General features: G+C 73.1%; 1 protein-coding gene. It reads left to right on the forward strand.

The features are described from left to right. Positions 1–2: 2 nt before the first annotated feature. Positions 3–21,770, forward strand: coding sequence for a type I polyketide synthase (locus CLV43_RS39610; RefSeq protein ID WP_106194590.1), 21,768 nt, complete (start codon positions 3–5; stop codon positions 21,768–21,770). Positions 21,771–21,850 lie beyond the last annotated feature (80 nt).

The following is a 21,850-nucleotide window of genomic DNA, read 5'->3' on the forward strand; positions in this document are numbered from 1 at the left end:
AGATGACCTCCAACGAAAAAGTCGTCGCGGCGCTGCGGGCGTCCCTGAAGGAGACCGAGCGGCTGCGCAAGCAGAACCAGCAGCTCGTGTCCGCTGCTCGCGAGCCCATCGCGATCGTGTCGATGAGCTGCCGCTACCCCGGTGGCGTCAGCTCGCCGGAAGACCTGTGGCGGCTCGTGTCCACCGGCGGCGACGCCATCTCGGGGCTGCCCGCCGACCGCGGCTGGCTCGACGAGGACCTGACGTTCGGCGTGTCCGGCGGCGGTTTCCTCTACGACGCGGCGGAGTTCGACCCGGCGTTCTTCGGCATCTCGCCCCGCGAGGCCCTGGCGATGGACCCGCAGCAACGACTGCTGCTGGAGACGTCGTGGGAGGTCGTGGAGCGCGCCGGCATCGACCCGAGGTCGATGCGCGGCAGCCAGACCGGGGTGTTCGTCGGCGGCAGCGCCACCGGCTACGGCGCCGGGCTGGACGAGGTGCCCGAGGGCCTGGAAGGCCACCTGCTCACCGGCAGCACGCCCAGCGTGTTCTCCGGCCGGGTCGCCTACACGTTCGGTTTCGAGGGCCCGGCCGTCACGATCGACACCGCGTGCTCCTCCTCGCTGGTCGCGATCCACCTGGCCGTGCAGGCGCTGCGCAACGGCGAGTGCTCGATGGCGCTGGCGGGCGGCGTCATGGTCATGGCCAACGCCTCGGTGTTCTCCGAGTTCGACAAGCAGGGCGGCCTGTCCGCGGACGGGCGCTGCAAGGCGTTCTCCGAGACCGCCGACGGCACCGGCTGGGCCGAGGGCGCGGGCATCCTGCTGCTGGAGAAGCTCTCCGACGCCCAGCGCAACGGCCACCAGGTGCTCGCCGTGGTCAAGGGCTCCGCGATCAACCAGGACGGCGCCTCGAACGGCCTGACCGCGCCCAACGGGCCGGCCCAGCGGCGGGTCATCAAGGCCGCGCTGGCCAGTGCCAAGCTCGCACCGTCCGATGTGGACGTCGTCGAGGCGCACGGCACCGGCACCCGGCTCGGCGACCCGATCGAGGCCGGCGCGCTGCTGGCCACCTACGGCCAGGACCGCGAACGCCCGCTGCTGCTCGGGTCCTTCAAGTCCAACATCGGCCACTCGCAGGCCGCCGCCGGAGTCGGTGGCGTGATCAAGATGGTCATGGCCATCCGCAACGGGGTCGCGCCGCGCACCCTGAACGTGTCCGAGCCGACCTCGCAGGTCGACTGGTCGGCCGGGTCGGTGAAGCTGCTCACCGAAGAGGAGTCGTGGCCGGAGACCGGCCGTCCGCGCCGGGCGGCCGTGTCGTCGTTCGGGGTCAGCGGTACCAACGCCCACACCATCATCGAACAGGCACCGGAAGCCGACGAGGCCGAGCGCGAGGCGCCGTCGGTCGTCGGCGGGCTGGTGCCGTGGGTGCTGTCCGCCCGCAGCGAGCAGGCGTTGCGCGGCCAGGCCGACCGGCTGCGCGGGCACGACCTCGCCGACCCGGCCGACGTGGCCTTCTCGTTGGCCACCACCAGGTCGACGTTCGACCACCGGGCCGTCGTGCTCGGCGAGACCCCGGAAGACCTCCGCCGCGGTGTCGACGCACTGGCGAGCGGGGACCAGGGCGGGAACGTGGTCACCGGCCGCACGGTCGACGGCCGCACGGCGTTCCTGTTCACCGGCCAGGGCTCGCAGCGTGCGGGCATGGGCCGTGAGCTGCACGCGGCGTTCCCGGTGTTCGCGAAGGCGTTCGACGAGGTCGCGGCGCTGGTGGACGTCCGGGTCGACGACCAGGAGACGCTGGACCGCACGGAGTTCACCCAGCCCGCGCTGTTCGCGCTGGAGGTCGCCCTCTACCGGCTGGTCGAGTCGTGGGGCGTCAAGCCCGACTTCCTGACCGGCCACTCGATCGGCGAGATCGCCGCCGCGCACGTGGCCGGTGTGCTGTCGCTGGAAGACGCCGCGAAGCTCGTGGCGGCTCGCGGCAAGCTCATGCAGGCGCTCCCCGCCGGTGGCGCGATGGTCGCGTTGCAGGCCACCGAGGAGGAAGTCCTCCCGCACCTCGCCGTCGGCGGAGCCGACGATCTGGCGAAATCCTCGGTTTCCCTCGCGGCGATCAACGGTCCCAGGTCGGTCGTCATCGCCGGTGACGAGGCCCAGGTCGAGCAGGTGCTGACCCACTTCGCCGACCGCAAGTCCAAGCGCCTGGCCGTGTCGCACGCTTTCCACTCGCCGCTGATGGACCCGATGCTCGACGACTTCCGGGCCGTCGTGTCGACCCTGACCTTCAACGAGCCCACCATCCCCGTCCTCGGCGAGGTGACCGACCCGGAGTACTGGGTGCGGCACGTGCGCGGGACGGTCCGGTTCGCCGACGCCGTCCGGACTCTGGAGGCCGACGGCGTCCGCACGTTCCTGGAGCTGGGCCCGGACGGCGTGCTCACCGCGATGGGCCAGGACTCGGTCACCGAGGCCGTGCTGGTCGCGGGGCAGCGCAAGGACCGCCCCGAGGTCGCGACCCTGCTGCGGGCCGTCGCCGAGCTGCACGTGCGCGGCGTCCGGGTCGACTGGTCCGCCCTCGTCGACGGCGGCCGCCCAGTGCCGCTGCCGACCTACGCCTTCCAGCGCGAGCACTTCTGGCTGGAGATGTCCCCGGTCCGCACCGCCACCGCCGGTGGCGAGGTGGACGCGGAGTTCTGGGCCGCCGTCGACAGCGGCGACCTGCACCCGCTGGGCGACGGCCTGGACCTGGGCGCCGACGCCGTGGCCGCGCTGGCCACCTGGCGGCGGGCGCGGCAGGAGAGCGGCAAGGTCGACGCGTGGCGCTACCGCGTGACCTGGCAGCCGCTGACCGACCTCGGCACCGCCCCGGCGTCGGGGCGCTGGCTGGTGCTCGGTGACGGCCACGCCGACGTCGTCGACGGGCTGGCCGAACGTGGCCTGGAGATCGTCCGGGTGCCCGTCGCACCCGGTACCGACCGCGAGACCCTCACCGCCGCCCTGAGCGCGGTGGGCGAGGTCGACGGGGTGCTGTCGCTGGTCGCGCTGGACGCGCCCGCCTCGGCCACCGTCGTCGTGGTGCAGTCGTTGGGCGACGCGGGGATCACGGCCCCGCTGTGGGTCGCGACCCGCGGCGCGGTGTCGACCGGTCGTTCCGACGGCGTGGTCGACCCGGCGCAGACCCAGGTGTGGGGCGTCGGGTACGTGGTGGGTCTGGAGCACGCCGACCGGTACGGCGGCGTCGTGGACCTGCCCGGCCGACAAGGAACAAGCACAGGCATGGACAAGCGGGCGCTCGACCGCCTCGCGACCGTGCTGGCCGGGATCGGCGACGAGGACCAGGTCGCCATCCGCGGGTCCGGCGTCTTCGGCCGCAGGCTCGTGCACGCCCCGCTCAACTCGGAGGAGACGTCGTGGAAGACGAGCGGAACGGTTATCGTCACTGGTGGTACTGGAGCGCTGGGTGGACGTGTTTCTCGCTGGTTGGCTGGTTCTGGAGCTGACCACCTCGTCCTGACCTCCCGCCGCGGCCTCGACGCCCCCGGTGCGGCGGAACTCCGGGCGGAGCTGGAGGAACTGGGCGCCCGCGTCACGATCGTCGCGTGCGACGTGGCCGACCGCGACGCGCTGGCCGCCCTGCTGGAGGAGCACCCGCCGAACGCGGTCGTGCACGCGGCGGGCGCGGACTACCTGATGGCGCTGGAGGAGCACGGCGTCGCCGAGTTCGACGAGGTGCTGCGCGCCAAGGTCGACGGCGCCGCGCACCTGGACGAGCTGTTGTCCGACAAGGACCTGGACGCCTTCGTGGTGTTCTCGTCGATCGCGGGTACCTGGGGCAGTGGCGGGCAGGCCGCGTACTCCGCGGCCAGCGCGTACCTCGACGGTCTCGCGGAGTCCCGCCGCGCCAGGGGACTTGTGGCCACGTCGGTGTCCTGGGGCCCGTGGGCCGAGAGCGGCATGGCGACCGTGGGCGAGACCGAGGCGCACCTGCGCAAGCGCGGTCTGACCTCGATGTCCCCCGAGCTCACGGTCACCGCGCTGGGTCGGGCGATCCGCTCCGGCGAGCCGACCGTGACCGTGGTCGACATGGACTGGTCGAAGTTCACGCCCGCGTTCACCATGGCCAGGCCGAGCCCGCTGATCGGCGACCTGCCCGAGGTGCGGGCGGCACTGGAGTCGCTGGAGGGCACCGCCCCGGCCGGTGAGTCCGAGCTGGTGCGCAAGCTGGCCGGGCTCACCGAGGCCGAGCAGCGCAACGCCGTGGTGGAGCTGGTCCGCACGCACACCGCGGCGGTGCTGGCGTACTCGTCGGTCGACGCGATCGAGACCGGTCGGGCGTTCCGGGAGCTGGGCTTCGACTCGCTGACCGCGGTGGACCTGCGCAACCGGCTCACCGCCGACACCGGGCTGCGGCTGCCCGCGACGCTGGTGTTCGACTACCCGAACGCCGGTGTGCTGGCGACGTTCCTGCACGGCGAGCTGGTCGGCACCCGTACCGAGACCGCGCAGGTCACGACGTCGGGCCACACCGACGAGCCGATCGCCATCGTCGCGATGAGCTGCCGCTACGCCGGTGACGTCTCGTCGCCGGAGGACCTGTGGCGGCTGGTGTTCGAGGGCACGGACGCGGTGGCGGGGATGCCGACCGACCGCGGCTGGGACCTCGACGCGCTGTACGACCCGGACCCCACCCGCCAGGGCACCTCCTACGCCCGCGAGGGCGGGTTCCTCTACGACGCGCCGCGGTTCGACCCCACGTTCTTCGGCATCTCGCCCCGCGAGGCCACCGCGATGGACCCGCAGCAGAGGTTGCTGCTGGAGACGTCGTGGGAGGCGTTCGAGCGGGCCGGGATCGACCCGACCTCGTTGCGCGGCAGCCGGACCGGTGTCTTCGCGGGCACCAACAACCACGACTACCTGTCGCTGCTGGAGGAGGTGCCGGACGGCCTGGAGGGCCACCTCGGCACCGGCAACGCCGCCAGCGTCGTGTCCGGCCGCGTGTCCTACACGTTCGGGCTGGAAGGTCCGGCGGTCACGGTCGACACGGCCTGCTCGTCATCGCTCGTCGCCCTGCACCTCGCCGTGCAGGCGCTCCGGAGCGGTGACTGCGACCTCGCGCTGGCCGGTGGCGTCACGGTCATGTCCACGCCCGGCACGTTCATCGACTTCTCCCGCCAGCGCGGTCTGGCCGTGGACGGGCGCTGCAAGGCGTTCGCCGCGGCCGCCGACGGCACCGGCTGGGGCGAGGGCGTCGGCATGCTGCTCGTCGAGCGGCTGTCCGACGCCCAGCGCAACGGCCACCAGGTGCTCGCCGTCGTGCGCGGCACGGCCGTGAACCAGGACGGTGCCTCCAACGGACTGACCGCCCCGAACGGTCCGTCGCAGCAGCGGGTCATCCGGCACGCGCTCGGCAACGCCGGTCTCGCGCCGTCCGAAGTGGACGTCGTCGAGGCCCACGGCACCGGCACCGCGCTCGGCGACCCGATCGAGGCCCAGGCCCTGCTGGCGACCTACGGCCAGGACCGCGAACGGCCGCTGCTGCTCGGCTCGCTCAAGTCCAACATCGGCCACACCCAGTCCGCGTCCGGCGTCGGCGGCGTGATCAAGATGGTCATGGCCATGCGCCACGGCCTCGTGCCCAAGACCCTGCACGTCGACGCGCCCTCCCCGCAGGTCGAGTGGGACGCCGGGTCGGTCGAACTGGTGACGTCGACGACGGAATGGCCGCGGACCGGCCGTCCGCGCCGCGCCGCCGTGTCCTCGTTCGGGTTCAGCGGCACCAACGCCCACGCCGTTATCGAACAGGCGCCGGAACTGGAAGCACCGGTCGTGCGGAGGCAGCCGTTGGCGGCCGTGCCGGTGGTGCTGTCCGGCAAGACCGCCGCCGCCCTGCGCGACCAGGCCGCGAAGCTGAAGTCCGTTGTGGACGGTGTCGACCTGACGGATCTGGGCTTCTCACTGGCCACCACGCGGGCGCAGCTCGACCACCGCGCCACGATCGTCGCGCGGGACCACGACGAACTGCTCGCGGGCCTTTCCTCGCTCGCGAACGGCACGGGGGAGCGGGGTGTCGCGGCCGAGGGTCGGTCGGCGTTCCTGTTCACCGGCCAGGGTTCGCAGCGGTTGGGCATGGGTCGTGAGCTGTACGAGGCGTTCCCGGTGTTCGCGGACGCGTTCGACGCGGTGTGCGCCCAGCTGGACCTGGACCGCCCGCTCCGCGATGTGGTGTTCGGCGACGCGGAGGCGTTGGACCGCACCGAGTACACGCAGCCCGCGCTGTTCGCCCTGGAGGTCGCACTCTTCCGGCTCGTCGAGGCCTGGGGGATCCGCCCCGACTTCGTGGCGGGCCACTCGATCGGCGAGATCGCCGCGGCGCACGTCGCCGGGGTGCTCACGCTGGCCGACGCCGCCACGCTGGTGACGGCTCGCGGCCGCCTCATGCAGGCGTTGCCCGCCGGTGGCGCGATGGTCGCCCTCCAGACGACCGAGGACGAGGTCACGCCGCATCTCACGGACCTGGTGTCCATCGCCGCGATCAACGGCCCGACGTCGCTCGTCATCGCCGGGGCCGAGGACGCCGTGGCCGAGGTGCTGACGCACTTCGTCGACCGGAAGTCCAAGCGCCTCAGCGTTTCTCACGCGTTCCACTCGCCGCTGATGGACCCGATGCTGGACGACTTCCGGGCCGTGGTCGCGGGCTTGACCTTCGCCGAGCCGAAGATCCCGCTGCTGGGCGAGGTGACCGACCCGGAGTACTGGGTGCGGCACGTGCGCGGCGCGGTCCGGTTCGCCGAGACCGTGACGACGCTGGAGGCCAAGGGCGTCGGCACGTTCCTGGAGCTGGGCCCGGACGGGGTGCTGACCGCGATGGCCGCGGACAGCGTGTCCGGCGCGGCACTGGTCGCGGCGCAGCGCAAGGACCGCGACGAGGTCACCACGCTGCTCCGCGCGGTCGGAGCCCTGCACGTCCGCGGCGTCCCGGTCGACTGGACCGCGTTCTACGCGGGCACGGGCGCCCGGAGGATCGACCTGCCGACCTACGCGTTCCAGCGGGAGCGCTACTGGTTCGACGTGACCCCGACGAAGCCGAAGGAGACCGCGGGCTACCGCGTCACCTGGCAGCCGGTCGCCAAGCCCGGCACCGCCATGGCCTACGGCCGCTGGCTCGTCGTCGGCGACCAAGAGGTCGCCACCGGACTGGCCGACCGCGGCCTGGACGTGACGGCGATCGACGACGTCGCCGACCTGCCGGACCAGGAGTTCGACGGCGTCTTGTCGGCCGGTGGGGTCGAGTCGACCCTGCTGCTGGTCCAGCGCACCACCGCCCCGCTGTGGGCGCTCACCCGCGAGGCCGTCTCGCTCGACGGTCAGCCCGCGAACCCCGACGCCGCCCAGGTGTGGGGCTTCGGCCGCGTGGCCGCGCTGGAGCACCCCGACCGCTGGGGCGGCCTGGTCGACCTGCCCGGCACCCTGGACGACCGCGTGCTCGACCGGTTGGCCATCGCGCTGGTCGGCGCCGAGGACCAGGTGGCCGTGCGCGGGACGGGCATCTTCGCCCGCCGCCTCGACCACGCTCCCGCCACCGGCTCCGAGGCCTGGAAGCCGACCGGCACGGTGCTCGTCACCGGCGGCACCGGCGTGCTCGGCGGCCACGTGGCCCGCTGGCTCGCGACCGAGGGCGCGGAGCACCTGGTGCTCACGTCCCGGCACGGCGTCGCGGCTCCCGAGCTGGTCACCGACCTCGAAGGACTCGGCGCACGGGTCACGGTCGCCGCGTGCGACGTGACCGACCGCGCCTCCCTGGAAGCCCTGCTCCGCGAGTTCCCGCCGAACGCCGTGCTGCACCTGGCGGGCCTCGGCCAGGACACCTCGATCACCGAGACCGACCTCGACCTGCTGTCCGAGGTCCGATCGGCTCGTGTCGAGGGCACCCGCCTGCTGGACGAGCTGGTCGGTGACGTCGACGCGTTCGTGCTGTTCTCCTCGACGTCCGGTGTCTGGGGCGCGAGCAGGCAGTGCGGTTACGCCGCCGGTGACGCCTTCCTGGACGCGCTCGCCGAGTCCCGGCAGGCCCGCGGCCTGGCCGCGCTCTCGATCTCGTGGGGCCCCTGGGCCGGTGGGGACGCCGAGTGGGCGGACCTCCTGCGCCGCCGGGGCGTCACGCCGCTGGCCCCGGCCGCCGCGCTCGCCGGACTCGGCAAGGCCGTGGCGGGCGGGCGGTCCACGCTCGTCGTCGCCGACGTCGACTGGGCCCGCTTCGCCCCGGCGTTCACCGCCACCCGGCCGAGCCCGCTGCTCGGTGACCTGCCCGAGGTCGTCGCGGCGCTCAAGCCCGCCGAGGAGACCACCGAGACCGACCTGACCGACACCCTCGCGGGCCGTGCGACCGCCGAGCAGGAGGCCGCACTGGTCGACCTCGTGCGCGAGCAGGTCGCGCAGGTGCTCGGCTACGCCTCCGTGGACGCGGTGGAGCCCGGTCTCGCGTTCCGCGACCTCGGCTTCGACTCGCTGACCGCCGTGGAGCTGCGCACGAAGCTGGCCGAGGCGACCGGACTCCGGCTGCCCGCCACGCTGATCTTCGACTACCCCAACCTCGCCGCGCTCGCGACGCACCTGCGGGACGAGCTGTTCGGCAGCGCGCCGGAGGCGGCCCCGGCGGTCGCCGCCGGAGGAGCGCTCGACGAGCCGATCGCCATCGTCGGCATGGGCTGCCGCCTACCCGGTGACGTGCAGACGCCGGAAGACCTGTGGCGCCTGGTGTCCACCGGCACGGACGCCGTCGGCGGCTGGCCGACCGACCGCGGCTGGGACCTGGAGAACCTCTACGACCCCGACCCCGACCACGAGGGCACCTCGTACTCGCGCGAAGGCGCGTTCCTGCACCAGGCCGCCGAGTTCGACGCCGGGTTCTTCGGCATCAACCCGCGCGAGGCGCTGGCGATGGACCCGCAGCAGCGGATGCTGCTGGAGACCTCGTGGGAGGCCGTGGAACGGGCCGGGATCGACCCGGAGTCGTTGCGCGGCAGCCGGACCGGCGTGTTCACCGGTACCAACGGCCAGGACTACGCGGCGGCGACGTTCGAGCTGCCGCCGGGCATCGAGGGCTACCTCGGCACCGGCCTCGCGGCCAGCGTCGTGTCCGGCCGCGTCTCCTACACGTTCGGGCTGGAAGGTCCGGCCGTCACGGTCGACACCGCGTGCTCTGCCTCGCTGGTCGCGATCCACCTCGCCGTGCAGGCACTGCGGGCCGGTGAGTGCGACCTGGCGCTGGCCGGTGGCGCGTCGATGATGTCGACGCCCGGCGCGTTCATCGACTTCTCCCGCCAGCGCGGCCTCGCGGTGGACGGGCGGTGCAAGTCGTTCGCGGCCGCCGCCGACGGCACCGGCTGGGGTGAGGGCGTCGGCATCCTGCTCGTCGAACGGTTGTCCGACGCGCGGCGCAACGGCCACCAGGTGCTCGCGGTCATCCGCGGCTCGGCGGTCAACCAGGACGGCGCCTCGAACGGCCTGACGGCCCCTAACGGTCCGTCGCAGCAGCGGGTCATCCGCCAGGCGCTGGCCAACGCCGGACTGTCCACCCAGGACGTCGACCTGATCGAGGCGCACGGCACCGGCACGAAGCTGGGTGACCCGATCGAGGCGCAGGCCCTGCTCTCCACCTACGGCCGCGACCGCGAGATCCCGTTGCGGCTCGGCTCGCTCAAGTCCAACATCGGCCACACGCAGGCCGCGGCGGGTGTCTCCGGCGTCATCAAGATGGTCATGGCGATCCGTCACGGGATCATGCCCAAGACCCTGCACGTGGACGAGCCGTCGCCGCACATCGACTGGACCTCCGGCTCGGTCGAGCTGCTGACCGAGGCGCAGGAGTGGCCCGAGACGGGCCGCGTCCGCCGGGCCGCGGTGTCCGCGTTCGGCATGAGCGGCACCAACGCCCACCTGATCGTCGAAGAGGCGCCCAACGCGGTCGTGGCCGGCGAGACGGCGGAACTGCCGGTCGTGCCCGTGGTGCTGTCGGCCAAGTCCGCTGACGCCCTCAAGGGCCAGGCCGCCGCGCTGCTGGCCGTGGACCCGGCGGTCTCCCTGACCGACCTGGCGTTCTCCGCCACCGGCCGGACCCCGATGCCGCACCGCGCGGCCGTCGTCGCGAGCGACCACGACGAGCTCGTGCGTGGCCTGACCGCGATCTCCGAGGGCCGTGGGCTCGACGCCGTGGCAGACGGCAAGCTCGCCGTCCTGTTCACCGGCCAGGGCTCGCAGCGCGCGGGCATGGGGCGTGAGCTGTACGCCGCGTTCCCGGTGTTCGCGAAGGCGTTCGACGAGATCGCCGCGCTGGTCGACCTGCGGATCGACGACCAGGAGACCCTGGACCGCACGGAGTTCGCGCAGCCCGCGATCTTCGCCCTGGAAGTCGCGCTGTACCGGTTGGTGGAGTCGTGGGGTGTCCGGCCCGACTTCCTGGGCGGGCACTCGATCGGCGAGATCGCCGCGGCCCACGTGGCCGGGGTGCTGTCGCTGGAGGACGCCGCGAAGCTCGTGTCCGAACGCGGTCGCCTCATGCAGGCGCTGCCGTCCGGTGGCGCGATGGTCGCGGTCCAGGCGACCGAGGACGAAGTCCTTCCGCTGATTGATAACATTGTTTCCATTGCGGCGGTCAACGGCCCGAACGCCGTCGTCGTCGCCGGAGCCGAGGACGCGGTCGAGCGGGTGCTGGCGCACTTCGCGGACCGGAAGTCCAAGCGCCTCAGCGTGTCGCACGCGTTCCACTCGCCGCTGATGGAGCCGATGCTGGACGAGTTCCGGGCCGTGGTCGCGGACCTGACCTTCACCGAGCCGACGATCCCGCTGCTGGGCGAGGTGACCGACCCGGAGTACTGGGTCCGCCACGTCCGCGACGCCGTCCGGTTCGCCGACACCGTCAAGACCCTGGAAACCGCCGGTGTGCGGACGTTCCTGGAGCTGGGCCCGGACGGTGTGCTCACCGCGATGGGCCAGGACTCCGTCACCGAGGCCGTGCTGGTCGCCGGGCAGCGCAAGGACCGTCCCGAGGCCGCTGTGCTCACGTCGGCCGTCGCGACCCTGCACAACCGAGGTGTCCGCGTCGACTGGGACGCGTTCTTCGCCGGGACGGGGGCGCGGCGGGTCGAGCTGCCGACGTACGCGTTCCAGCGGCAGCGGTTCTGGTTGGAGTCTCAGGACTTCCCGACCGGTGCGGGCGGTGCCGTTGACGAGGCCGAGGCGAAGTTCTGGGAGGCCGTCGAACGCGAGGACTTCGGCGTTGTCGGCAGCACCCTCGACCTCGACGAGAGCGCGCTGGGGCAGGTGCTCCCCGCGCTGTCGTCCTGGCGCAAGGCCCGCCGGGAGCACAGCCGGATCGACGGATGGCGCTACCGGGTCACCTGGCTGCCGCTGACGGATGTCGGCGCGCCCGTGCTGACCGGCCGCTGGGCGCTGGTCGTGCCCACCGGCCTCGCCGCCGAGGAGTTCACCGCCGCGCTGACCGCCCGCGGCGCCGAGGTGGTCCCGGTCGAGTTCGCCGACCGCGCCACGCTCGCCACGTCGTTCGCCGAGATCGGTGAGGTCGACGGCGTGCTGTCGCTGGTCGCGCTCAAGGGCGACGTCACGGCGTCCGTCGTGGTCGTGCAGGCGCTCGGCGACGCCGAGATCGCCGCACCGCTGTGGGTCGCGACCCGCGGCGCGGTGTCCACCGGCCGCTCCGATGGCGTGGTCGTCCCGACGCAGACCCAGGTCTGGGGTCTCGGCTACGTGGTCGGCCTGGAGCACCCGGACCGCTGGGGTGGCCTGGTCGACCTGCCGGAGGCGCTGGACGAGCGGCTGTTCGACCGGCTCGTCGGCGTGCTCAACGGCGTGGAGGACCAGGTCGCGGTGCGCGGCTCGGGGGTGTTCGGCCGACGGCTGGTGCACGCCCCGCTGCGCGACCGGCTCGCCGAGTGGTCGCCGAGCGGCACGGTCCTCGTCACGGGTGGTACCGGCGCGCTGGGCGGCAAGGTCGCCCGTTGGCTGGCCACCGGTGGCGCCGAACACCTCGTGCTCACCTCCCGTCGCGGCCTCGACGCCCCCGGTGCGGCGGAACTCCAGGCGGAGCTGGAAGAACTGGGCGCTCGCGTCACGATCGCCGCGTGCGACGTGGCCGACCGCGGTTCCCTCGAGGCGCTGCTGACCGAGTTCCCGCCGAACGCCGTGGTGCATGCGGCCGGTGCCGACTACACGATGGGCATCGCCGACCACGACCTCGCGATCTTCGACGAGGTGCTGTCCGGCAAGGTGTCCGGCGCGGTGCTCTTGGACGAACTGCTCGCCGACGCCGACCTGGACGCCTTCGTGGTGTTCTCCTCCATCGCGGGCACGTGGGGTTCCGGCGGCCAGTCCGCCTACTCCGCCGCCAGCGCGTTCCTCGACGGTCTCGCGGAGTCCCGCCGTGCCAGGGGACTCGTCGCGACGTCGGTGTCCTGGGGCCCGTGGGCCGAGAGCGGCATGGCGACCGTCGGCGACACCGAGGCGCACCTGCGCAAGCGCGGTCTCGTCACGATGTCGCCCACCTCGACGCTGGCCGCGCTGGAGCGGGCCATCCGCTCCGGGGAGCCGACCGTCACCGTCGTGGACATGGAGTGGGAGAAGTTCACCCCCGCCTTCACCCTCGCCCGGCCCAGCGCGTTCATCGGCGACCTGCCCGAGGTGCGCAAGGCGCTCGCCGACGACAGCCCCGCCGAGACCGGTGCGGTGTCAGAACTGGCGGGCAGGCTCGTCGGCCTCTCCGAGGCCGAGCAGTCCGCGCTGCTGGTCGACGTCGTGCGCGACCAGGTCGCCTCGGTGCTCGGCCACAGCTCGGCCGACGCCGTCGACAAGGACCGGGCGTTCCAGGAGCTCGGGTTCGACTCGCTCACGGCCGTGGAGCTGCGCAACACCCTCAACACCGCCACCGGCCTGCGACTGCCCGCGACGCTGGTGTTCGACTACCCGAACGCCGTCACCCTGGCGAACCACCTGCGCACCGAGCTGCTGGGCTCGCAGGTCGAGGTCGCCGAGGTGGTGGCCGCGGCGACTACCGACGAGCCGATCGCCATCGTCGCGATGAGCTGCCGGTTCGCGGGCGGGATCGCCTCGCCCGAACAGCTGTGGGACCTGGTGCTGGCGGGCGGTGACGCGGTCACCCCGTTCCCGACCGACCGCGGCTGGGACCTGTCGACCCTGTTCCACGACGACCCCGACCACCAGGGCACGACCTACACCCGCGAGGGCGCTTTCCTCGACGGGGCCACGAGGTTCGACCCGGCGTTCTTCGGCATCTCGCCCCGCGAGGCCACCGCGATGGACCCGCAGCAGCGGTTGCTGCTGGAGACGTCGTGGGAGGCGTTCGAGCGCGCGGGCATCGACCCGGCGACCCTGCGCGGCAGCCAGACCGGTGTGTTCGCGGGCAGCAACGGCCAGGACTACCTGGCGCTGCTGGAGGACATCCCGGACGGCGTCGAGGGCCACCTCGGCACCGGCAACTCCGCCGCCATCGCGTCCGGCCGCATCTCCTACACGTTCGGGCTGGAAGGTCCGGCCGTCACGGTCGACACCGCGTGCTCGTCCTCGTTGGTGGCGCTGCACATGGCCGTCCAGGCCCTGCGCAACGGCGACTGCGACCTGGCGCTCGCGGGTGGTGTGACGATCATGTCCACGCCCGGTACGTTCATCGACTTCTCCCGCCAGCGCGGTCTGGCCACCGACGGCCGGATCAAGTCGTTCGCCGCCGCGGCCGACGGCACCGGCTGGGGTGAAGGCGTCGGCATGCTGCTCGTCGAGCGGCTGTCCGACGCGCGGCGCAACGGCCACCAGGTGCTCGCCCTGGTCCGCGGCTCGGCCGTGAACCAGGACGGCGCCTCCAACGGCCTCACCGCCCCGAACGGTCCTTCGCAGCAGCGGGTGATCCGCAAGGCACTGGCGAGCGCCGGTCTGTCCACTTCGGACATCGACGTCGTGGAGGCCCACGGCACCGGCACCTCGCTGGGTGACCCGATCGAGGCGCAGGCACTGCTCGCGACCTACGGCCAGGACCGCTCGGAGCCGCTGCTGCTGGGATCCGTCAAGTCCAACATCGGTCACACGCAGGCCGCGGCGGGCGTGGCGGGGATCATCAAGATGGTCATGGCGATGCGCCACGGCCAGGTCCCGAAGACCCTGCACGTGGACGAGCCGTCACCCGCGATCGACTGGTCGGCCGGTGCGGTCGAGCTGGTCACCTCGCCGGTGGCGTGGCCCTCGGTCGACCGCCCGCGCCGCGCGGCGGTGTCGTCGTTCGGCATCAGCGGCACCAACGCCCACACGATCATCGAGCAGGCGCCGGAAGCCCCCGAGCCGGTGGCCGTCCGCAAGGAACTGCCGGTCACGCCGTTCGTGGTGTCGGCCAAGAACGCCGCCGCGCTGGCCGAGCAGGCCGGGCGGATCGGCGAGCAGCTGGAGTGGACCTCCGCCGAGGCCGCTGACGTGGCCTACTCGCTGGCCACGACCCGCGCGACGCTGGCCCACCGGCTGGTGGTGCTCGGCGAGGACCGCGACGCGGCCATCGCCGCCCTGACCACCGCCCGTGACGGCGGCACGAACCCGAACCTGGTGCGCGGCACCGCCGCCGACGGCGGACTCGCGTTCCTGTTCACCGGCCAGGGTTCGCAGCGGTTGGGCATGGGGCGTGAGCTGTACGAGGCGTTCCCGGTGTTCGCGGACGCGTTCGACGCGGTGTGCGCGCAGCTGGACCTGGACCGTCCGCTCCGCGATGTGGTGTTCGGCGACGCGGAGGCGTTGGACCGCACCGAGTACACGCAGCCCGCGCTGTTCGCCGTCGAGGTCGCGCTGTTCCGCACCCTGGAAGCCTGGGGTGTGCGGCCGGACCACGTCGGCGGGCACTCCATCGGCGAGATCGCGGCCGCGCACGTCGCTGGGGTGCTGTCCCTGGCCGACGCCGCGACCCTGGTCTCCGCCCGTGGCCGCCTGATGCAGGCGCTCCCGGCCGGTGGCGCGATGGTCGCGTTGCAGGCCACCGAGGACGAGGTCACCCCGCACTTGACGGACTTGGTGTCCATCGCCGCGGTCAACGGGCCGAACGCCGTCGTGGTGGCCGGTGCCGAGGACGAGGTCGAGCAGGTGCTGGCGCACTTCGCGGACCGCAAGTCCAAGCGCCTCACCGTGTCGCATGCGTTCCACTCGCCGCTGATGGATCCGATGCTGGACGAGTTCCGCGCGGTGGTCGCGGGTCTGGCGTTCACCACCCCGAAGATCCCGATGCCCGGCGACGTGACGAACCCGGAGCACTGGGTGCGCCACGTCCGCGACGCCGTCCGGTTCGCCGACACCGTCACGGCCCTGGAGGCCAAGGGTGTCAGCACGTTCCTGGAGCTGGGCCCGGACGGCGTGCTCACCGCGATGGCGCAGGACAGCGTCACCGACGCCGTGCTGGTCGCGTCGCAGCGCAAGGACCGCTCCGAGGTCACGACCCTGGTCCGCGCGCTCGCCGCGCTCCACGTCCGCGGGATCGCGGTCGACTGGGCCGCCTACTTCGCCCGTTCCGGCGCGCGGAAGGTGGACCTGCCGACCTACGCGTTCCAGCGCGACCGCTTCTGGCTCGTCGACGCGCCGTCGTCGTCGCGGCGCACGCGCCAGGAGAACGGCGCGGTGGACGACCTGCGCTACCGGATCGACTGGCAGCCGGTCACCCCGACCGGTGTCGTGCCCGGCCGCTGGCTGGTCACCGACGCCGAGCTGGCCGAGGGCCTGGCGGCCCGCGGGGTCGACGTCGTCACCGACGGACCGCTCGACGGCGTGCTGGCGCTGACCAACGACGTCACCGAGGCGCTGGACCTGGTCAAGACCCACACCGCCAAGCTGTGGGTCGCCACCCGCGGCGCTGTCGCCACCGGACCGGCCGACGTCGTCGCCGACCCGGAGGCCGCCGAGGTCTGGGGTCTCGGCCGCGTGGCCGCGCTGGAGCACTCCGACCGCTGGGGCGGCCTGGTCGACCTGCCCGCGGCGCTGGACGCCAGGGCGTTCGACCGGATCGCCGCCGTCCTCGGCGGTACGGAGGACCAGGTCGCCGTGCGCGGCTCGGTCGTCCACGCCCGCAGGCTCGTCGCCGCCCCGGCCGGGAACGGCGCCGACTGGACCCCGCGCGGCACGGTCCTGGTGACCGGCGGCACGGGCGCCATCGGCCGCCACGTCGCGGCGTGGCTCACCGAGGCCGGTGCCGACGAGGTCGTGCTGGTCAGCCGCGGCGGGGGAGAGGTCCCCGGCGCCACGGTCGTCCCGTGCGACGTGACCGACCGCGACGCCCTGGCCGCCGTGGTCGCCCAGTACCCGCCGAACGCCGTCGTGCACCTCGCCGGAGTCGGCCAGGACACCGCCCTGGCGGACATGGACGCCGACGAGCTGGCCCACGTCATGGCCGCCCGCGTCGAGGGCGCGGAGAACCTGGACGCGCTGGTCGGCGAGGTCGACGCGTTCGTCCTGTTCTCCTCCACCTCCGGCGTCTGGGGTTCCGGCCGCCAGGGCGCGTACGCCGCGTCCGACGCCCACCTGGACGCGCTGGCCGAACGCCGCCGCGCCGCTGGTCTCGCCGCCACCTCCGTGGCGTGGGGCCCGTGGGCCGGGGGAGCGATGACCCAGGAGGGTCGGGACGCCCTCAGCCGTCGCGGACTCCCCGCGCTGGCCCCGGAACTGGCCCTCGCCGCCCTGCGCCGGGCCGTCGGGCTCGGGGAGGCCGCGGTCGTCATCGCCGACGTCGACTGGACCCGGTTCGCCCCGGCTTTCACCGCCGCCCGGCCCAGCCCGCTGCTCGGCGCGCTGCCGGACGTGGTGGCGGCACTGGAGACCCCGGCCGCGGACAACGACACCGGCCTGGTCGCGAAGCTCACCGGGCTGTCCGAGTCCGAGCAGCGGTCGCACCTGGTCGACCTGGTCCGCGGGCAGGTGGCCGACGTGCTCGGGTACGCCTCGCCGCAGGCCGTCGAACTCGGGGTCGCGTTCCGTGAACTCGGCTTCGACTCGCTCACGGCCGTGGAGCTGCGCGGCAAGCTCAACGAGGTCACCGGCCTGCGGCTGCCCGCGACGCTGGTGTTCGACTACCCGAACCTGGCTGCGCTGGCCGCCTTCCTGCGCGAGGAGCTGGTCGGCAGCAGGCCGGAGGCACTGCCCGCCGTCGCCTCGGGCTTCACCAACGAGCCCATCGCCATCGTCGGCATGGGCCTGCGGCTGCCGGGTGGGATCGAGACGCCCGAACAGCTCTGGGAGCTGGTCACCTCGGGCAGCGACGCGATCTCGGAGTTCCCGACCAACCGCGGCTGGGACCTGGCGAACCTGTTCGACCCGGACCCCGACCACGAGGGCACCTCGTATGTGACCCGAGGCGGGTTCCTGCACGACGCGGGCGAGTTCGACCCGGCGTTCTTCGGGATCAACCCGAGGGAGGCCCTGGCCATGGACCCGCAGCAGCGCATGCTGCTGGAGACGTCCTGGGAGGCCATGGAACGCGCGGGCATCGACCCGGAGTCGTTGCGCGGCAGCCGGACCGGTGTCTTCACCGGCACGAACGGCCAGGACTACGCGATGCAGACGTTCGAGCTGCCGCCCGGCATCGAGGGCTACCTCGGCACCGGCCTCGCGGCCAGCGTCGTCTCCGGTCGCCTGTCCTACACCTTCGGCCTGGAGGGCCCGGCGGTCACCGTCGACACGGCGTGCTCCGCTTCGCTCGTCGCGATCCACCTCGCCGCTCAGGCACTGCGGGCCGGTGAGTGCGACCTGGCGCTGGCCGGTGGCGCGTCGATGATGTCCACGCCCGGCGCGTTCATCGACTTCAGCAGGCAGCGCGGTCTCGCGCTCGACGGCACGTGCAAGTCCTTCGCCGCGGCGGCGGACGGCACGGCCTGGGGCGAGGGCGTCGGCATGCTCGTCGTCGAACGCCTCTCCGACGCCCAGCGCAACGGCCACCAGGTCCTCGCGGTCATCCGCGGCTCGGCGGTCAACCAGGACGGCGCCTCGAACGGGCTCACCGCCCCGAACGGCCCGTCGCAGCAGCGGGTGATCCGCCAGGCGCTCGCCGCCGCCGGACTGTCCACAACGGACGTCGACGTCGTGGAGGCCCACGGCACCGGCACGAAGCTGGGCGACCCGATCGAGGCGCAGGCCATCCTGTCGACCTACGGCCAGGACCGGGAGACCCGGCTGCTGCTGGGCTCGTTGAAGTCCAACATCGGCCACACCCAGGCCGCCTCCGGTGTCTCCGGGATCATCAAGATGGTGCTGGCGCTCCAGCACGGCGTCGCGCCGAAGACCCTGCACGTGGACGAGCCGTCGCCGCAGATCGACTGGACCTCCGGGTCCGTGGAGCTGCTGACCGAGGCGGCGGCGTGGCCGGAGACCGGGCGTCCGCGCCGGGCCGCGATCTCGTCGTTCGGCATGAGCGGCACCAACGCCCACGCCATCATCGAGCAGGCGCCGGTCGCGGAGGTGGTGGTCGAGTCGGCCACGACGACGCTCCCGGCCGTGCCGGTGGTGCTCGCGGCGAAGTCGCCGGAAGCGTTGAAGGAGCAGGCGGAACGGCTGCGCGAGCACGTCGTGTCCACCGATGTCGACCTGACCGACCTGGCGTTCTCCTTGCTCACCAGCAGGTCCGGCCTCACCCACCGCGCGGTCGTGGTGGCCGGGGACAAGGACGAGCTGGTCGACGGTCTCGCGACCGCGTCCTCCGGTGACGCCGTCGTCGAGGGCAAGCTGGCGGTGCTGTTCACCGGCCAGGGCTCGCAGCGGGTCGGCATGGGCCGCGGGCTGCACGCCGCGTTCCCGGTGTTCGCGAAGGCGTTCGACGAGGTCGCCGCGCTGGTCGACGTCCGGATCGACGACGAGGAGACCCTCGACCGCACGGAGTTCACCCAGCCCGCGATCTTCGCGGTCGAGGTGGCGCTCTACCGCCTCTTCGAGTCGTGGGGCGTGAAGCCCGACCACCTGGGCGGCCACTCCATCGGCGAGATCGCCGCGGCCCACGTGGCCGGTGTCCTTTCCCTGGAGGACGCGGCCAGGCTGGTCGGCGAACGCGGTCGCCTCATGCAGGCCCTGCCCGCCGGCGGCGCGATGGTGGCGTTGCAGGCCACCGAGGAAGAAGTGCTGCCCCTGCTCACGGACGCCGTCTCCATCGCGGCGATCAACGGACCCACGTCGATCGTCATCGCGGGTGCGGAAGACGCCGTGCGGCTGGTCGTCGGGGCGTTCCCCGACCGGAAGTCCAAGCGGCTGGCCGTGTCCCACGCGTTCCACTCGCCGCTGATGGAGCCGATGCTGGACGAGTTCCGGTCCATCGCCTCCGGGCTGACCTACCACCAGCCGAGCATCCCCATGCTCGGCGACGTGACCGACCCGGAGTACTGGGTCCGGCACGTGCGGGACGCGGTGCGGTTCGCCGACACCGTGACCACCCTGGAAGGCCAGGGCGTGAAGACCTTCCTGGAGCTGGGCCCGGACGGCGTGCTCACCGCGATGGGCGCCGACAGCGTCACCGACGCCGTGCTGATCCCGTCGCTGCGCAAGGACCGGGACGAGGTCCGCACCCTGCTGACGGCCCTCGGCCGGGTCCACGCCCGCGGCACCGCAGTCGACTGGACGGCGTTCTTCGCCGGTACCGCGGCGAAGCGGGTCGACCTGCCGACTTACGCGTTCCAGCACCAGCACTTCTGGCTGGACTCACAGCCGTGGCCGACCACGACCGCGTCCGCCGAGGTCAGCGAGGTCGACGCCCAGTTCTGGGCCGCCGTCGACAGCGAGGACCTGGCGTCGCTCGGCACGGACATCGACCCGTCCACGCCGTTCGGCGACGCGCTGCCGGTGCTGGCGTCGTGGCGCAGGCAGCACAGCGAGAACGCGACCACCGACAGCTGGCGCTACCAGGTCGAGTGGAAGTCCGTCCCGGCCGAGAAGACGGGCGCGAGCGGCCGCTGGCTGGCCGTCGTGCCGACGGGCGGGACCGAGCACGCGGTGCTGGCCGGGCTGAGCGCCCGCGGTGTCGACGTCGTTCCGGTCGAGTGGGACGCCGACGTCGACCGGGCCGGTCTCTCCACCCTGCTGGAGAAGGCCATGACCGACGGCCCGGTGCAGGGCGTGCTGTCCCTGCTCGCGCTGTCCACCCCGGTCACCTCGACCGTGCTGACCGTGCAGGCGCTCGGTGACGCCGGTGTCGAGGCCCCGCTGTGGGTCGCGACCCGCGGCGCGGTGTCGACCGGCCGCTCCGACGGCGTCGTCGACCCGACCCAGTCCACGGTCTGGGGCACCGGGTACGTGATCGGCCTGGAGCACCCCGAGCGCTGGGGTGGCCTGGTCGACCTGCCGGAGGAGCTGACGGACAAGGCCCTCGACCGGATCGCGGGAGTGCTGGTCGGCACCGAGGACCAGGTGGCCGTCCGACCGTCCGGGGTGTTCGGCCGACGGCTGGCCCACGCGCCCGCCGCGACCGGCCTGTCCGACTGGTCGCCGCGCGGCACGGTCCTGGTCACCGGCGGTACCGGTGCCCTGGGCAGCCGGGTCGCCCGCTGGCTCGCGACCGAGGGCGCCGAGCACCTGGTGCTCACCTCCCGCCGCGGGCCCGACGCCCCCGGCGCGGCCGAGCTCACCGCCGAGCTGGAGGAGCTGGGCGCTCGGGTCACGATCGCCGCGTGCGACGTGGCCGACCGCAACTCGCTGTCGTCGCTGCTGACCGAGCTCCCGCCGAACGCCGTCGTCCACGCGGCCGGTGCGGACCACTACGGGGCGATCGCGGACCACGACCTGGGCACGTTCGACGACGTGCTGTCCGCGAAGGTCGCGGGCGCGGTCCTGCTCGACGAGCTGCTGGCCGACGCCGACCTGGACGCGTTCGTCGTGTTCTCGTCGATCGCGGGCACCTGGGGTTCGGGTGGCCAGTCGGCCTACTCGGCGGCCAGCGCGTTCCTCGACGGCCTGGCGGAGTCCCGCCGGGCGCGCGGGCTGGTCGCGACCTCGGTCTCCTGGGGTCCGTGGGCCGAGAGCGGCATGGCGACCGTGGGCGACACCGAGGAGCACCTGCGCCGCCGCGGCCTGATCGCGATGGCGCCCGCGCTCACGCTCAGCGCACTGGAGAAGGCCATCCGGTCCGGCGCGACCACGCTGACCGTGGTCGACATCGAGTGGGACAGGTTCGCCCCGGCGTTCACCATGGCCAGGACCAGCCCGTTCATCGGCGACCTGCCCGAGGTGCGCGCCGCGCTGGAGGAGACCACCCCCGCGGCCGGCGAGGAGTCCGACCTGGTCGGGAAGCTCGCCGCGCTGTCCGAGGTCGAGCAGCACGCGCTGCTGGTCGACCTGGTCCGCGGCCAGGTCGCGGCGGTGCTCGGCCACGGTTCGGCCGACGCGGTCGCCAAGGACAAGGCGTTCCAGGACCTCGGCTTCGACTCCCTCACGGCGGTCGAGCTGCGCAACACGCTCACCGGCGCCACCGGGCTCAAGCTCCCGGCGACCCTGGTGTTCGACCACCCCAGTGCCGAACCGCTCGCCAGGTTCCTGCACTCCCAGCTGGTCGTCGGCGGCGCCACCGTGCCGGTCCTCGACGAGCTGGACCGGCTGGAGGCGGCCCTGGCCGCGGCCACGCCCGACACCCTCACCCGCACCAAGATCACCATCAAGCTCCAGTCGCTCGTCAGCCAGTGGAACTCCGGCAAGGCCGAGGCCGCCAGCGGTCTCGACGACGCCTCGGACGACGAGCTGTTCGCCTTCATCAACAAGCAGCTGGGGAAGTAACCACCACCCCTGCCGCACCCGCCGCCACCCCCTCCGACCAGGTCGGAGGGGGTGGCGGTGCTGGGGAGAACCCGGTTTTC

Source organism: Umezawaea tangerina, assembly GCF_003002815.1.
Classification (GTDB): Bacteria; Actinomycetota; Actinomycetes; order Mycobacteriales; family Pseudonocardiaceae; genus Umezawaea; species Umezawaea tangerina.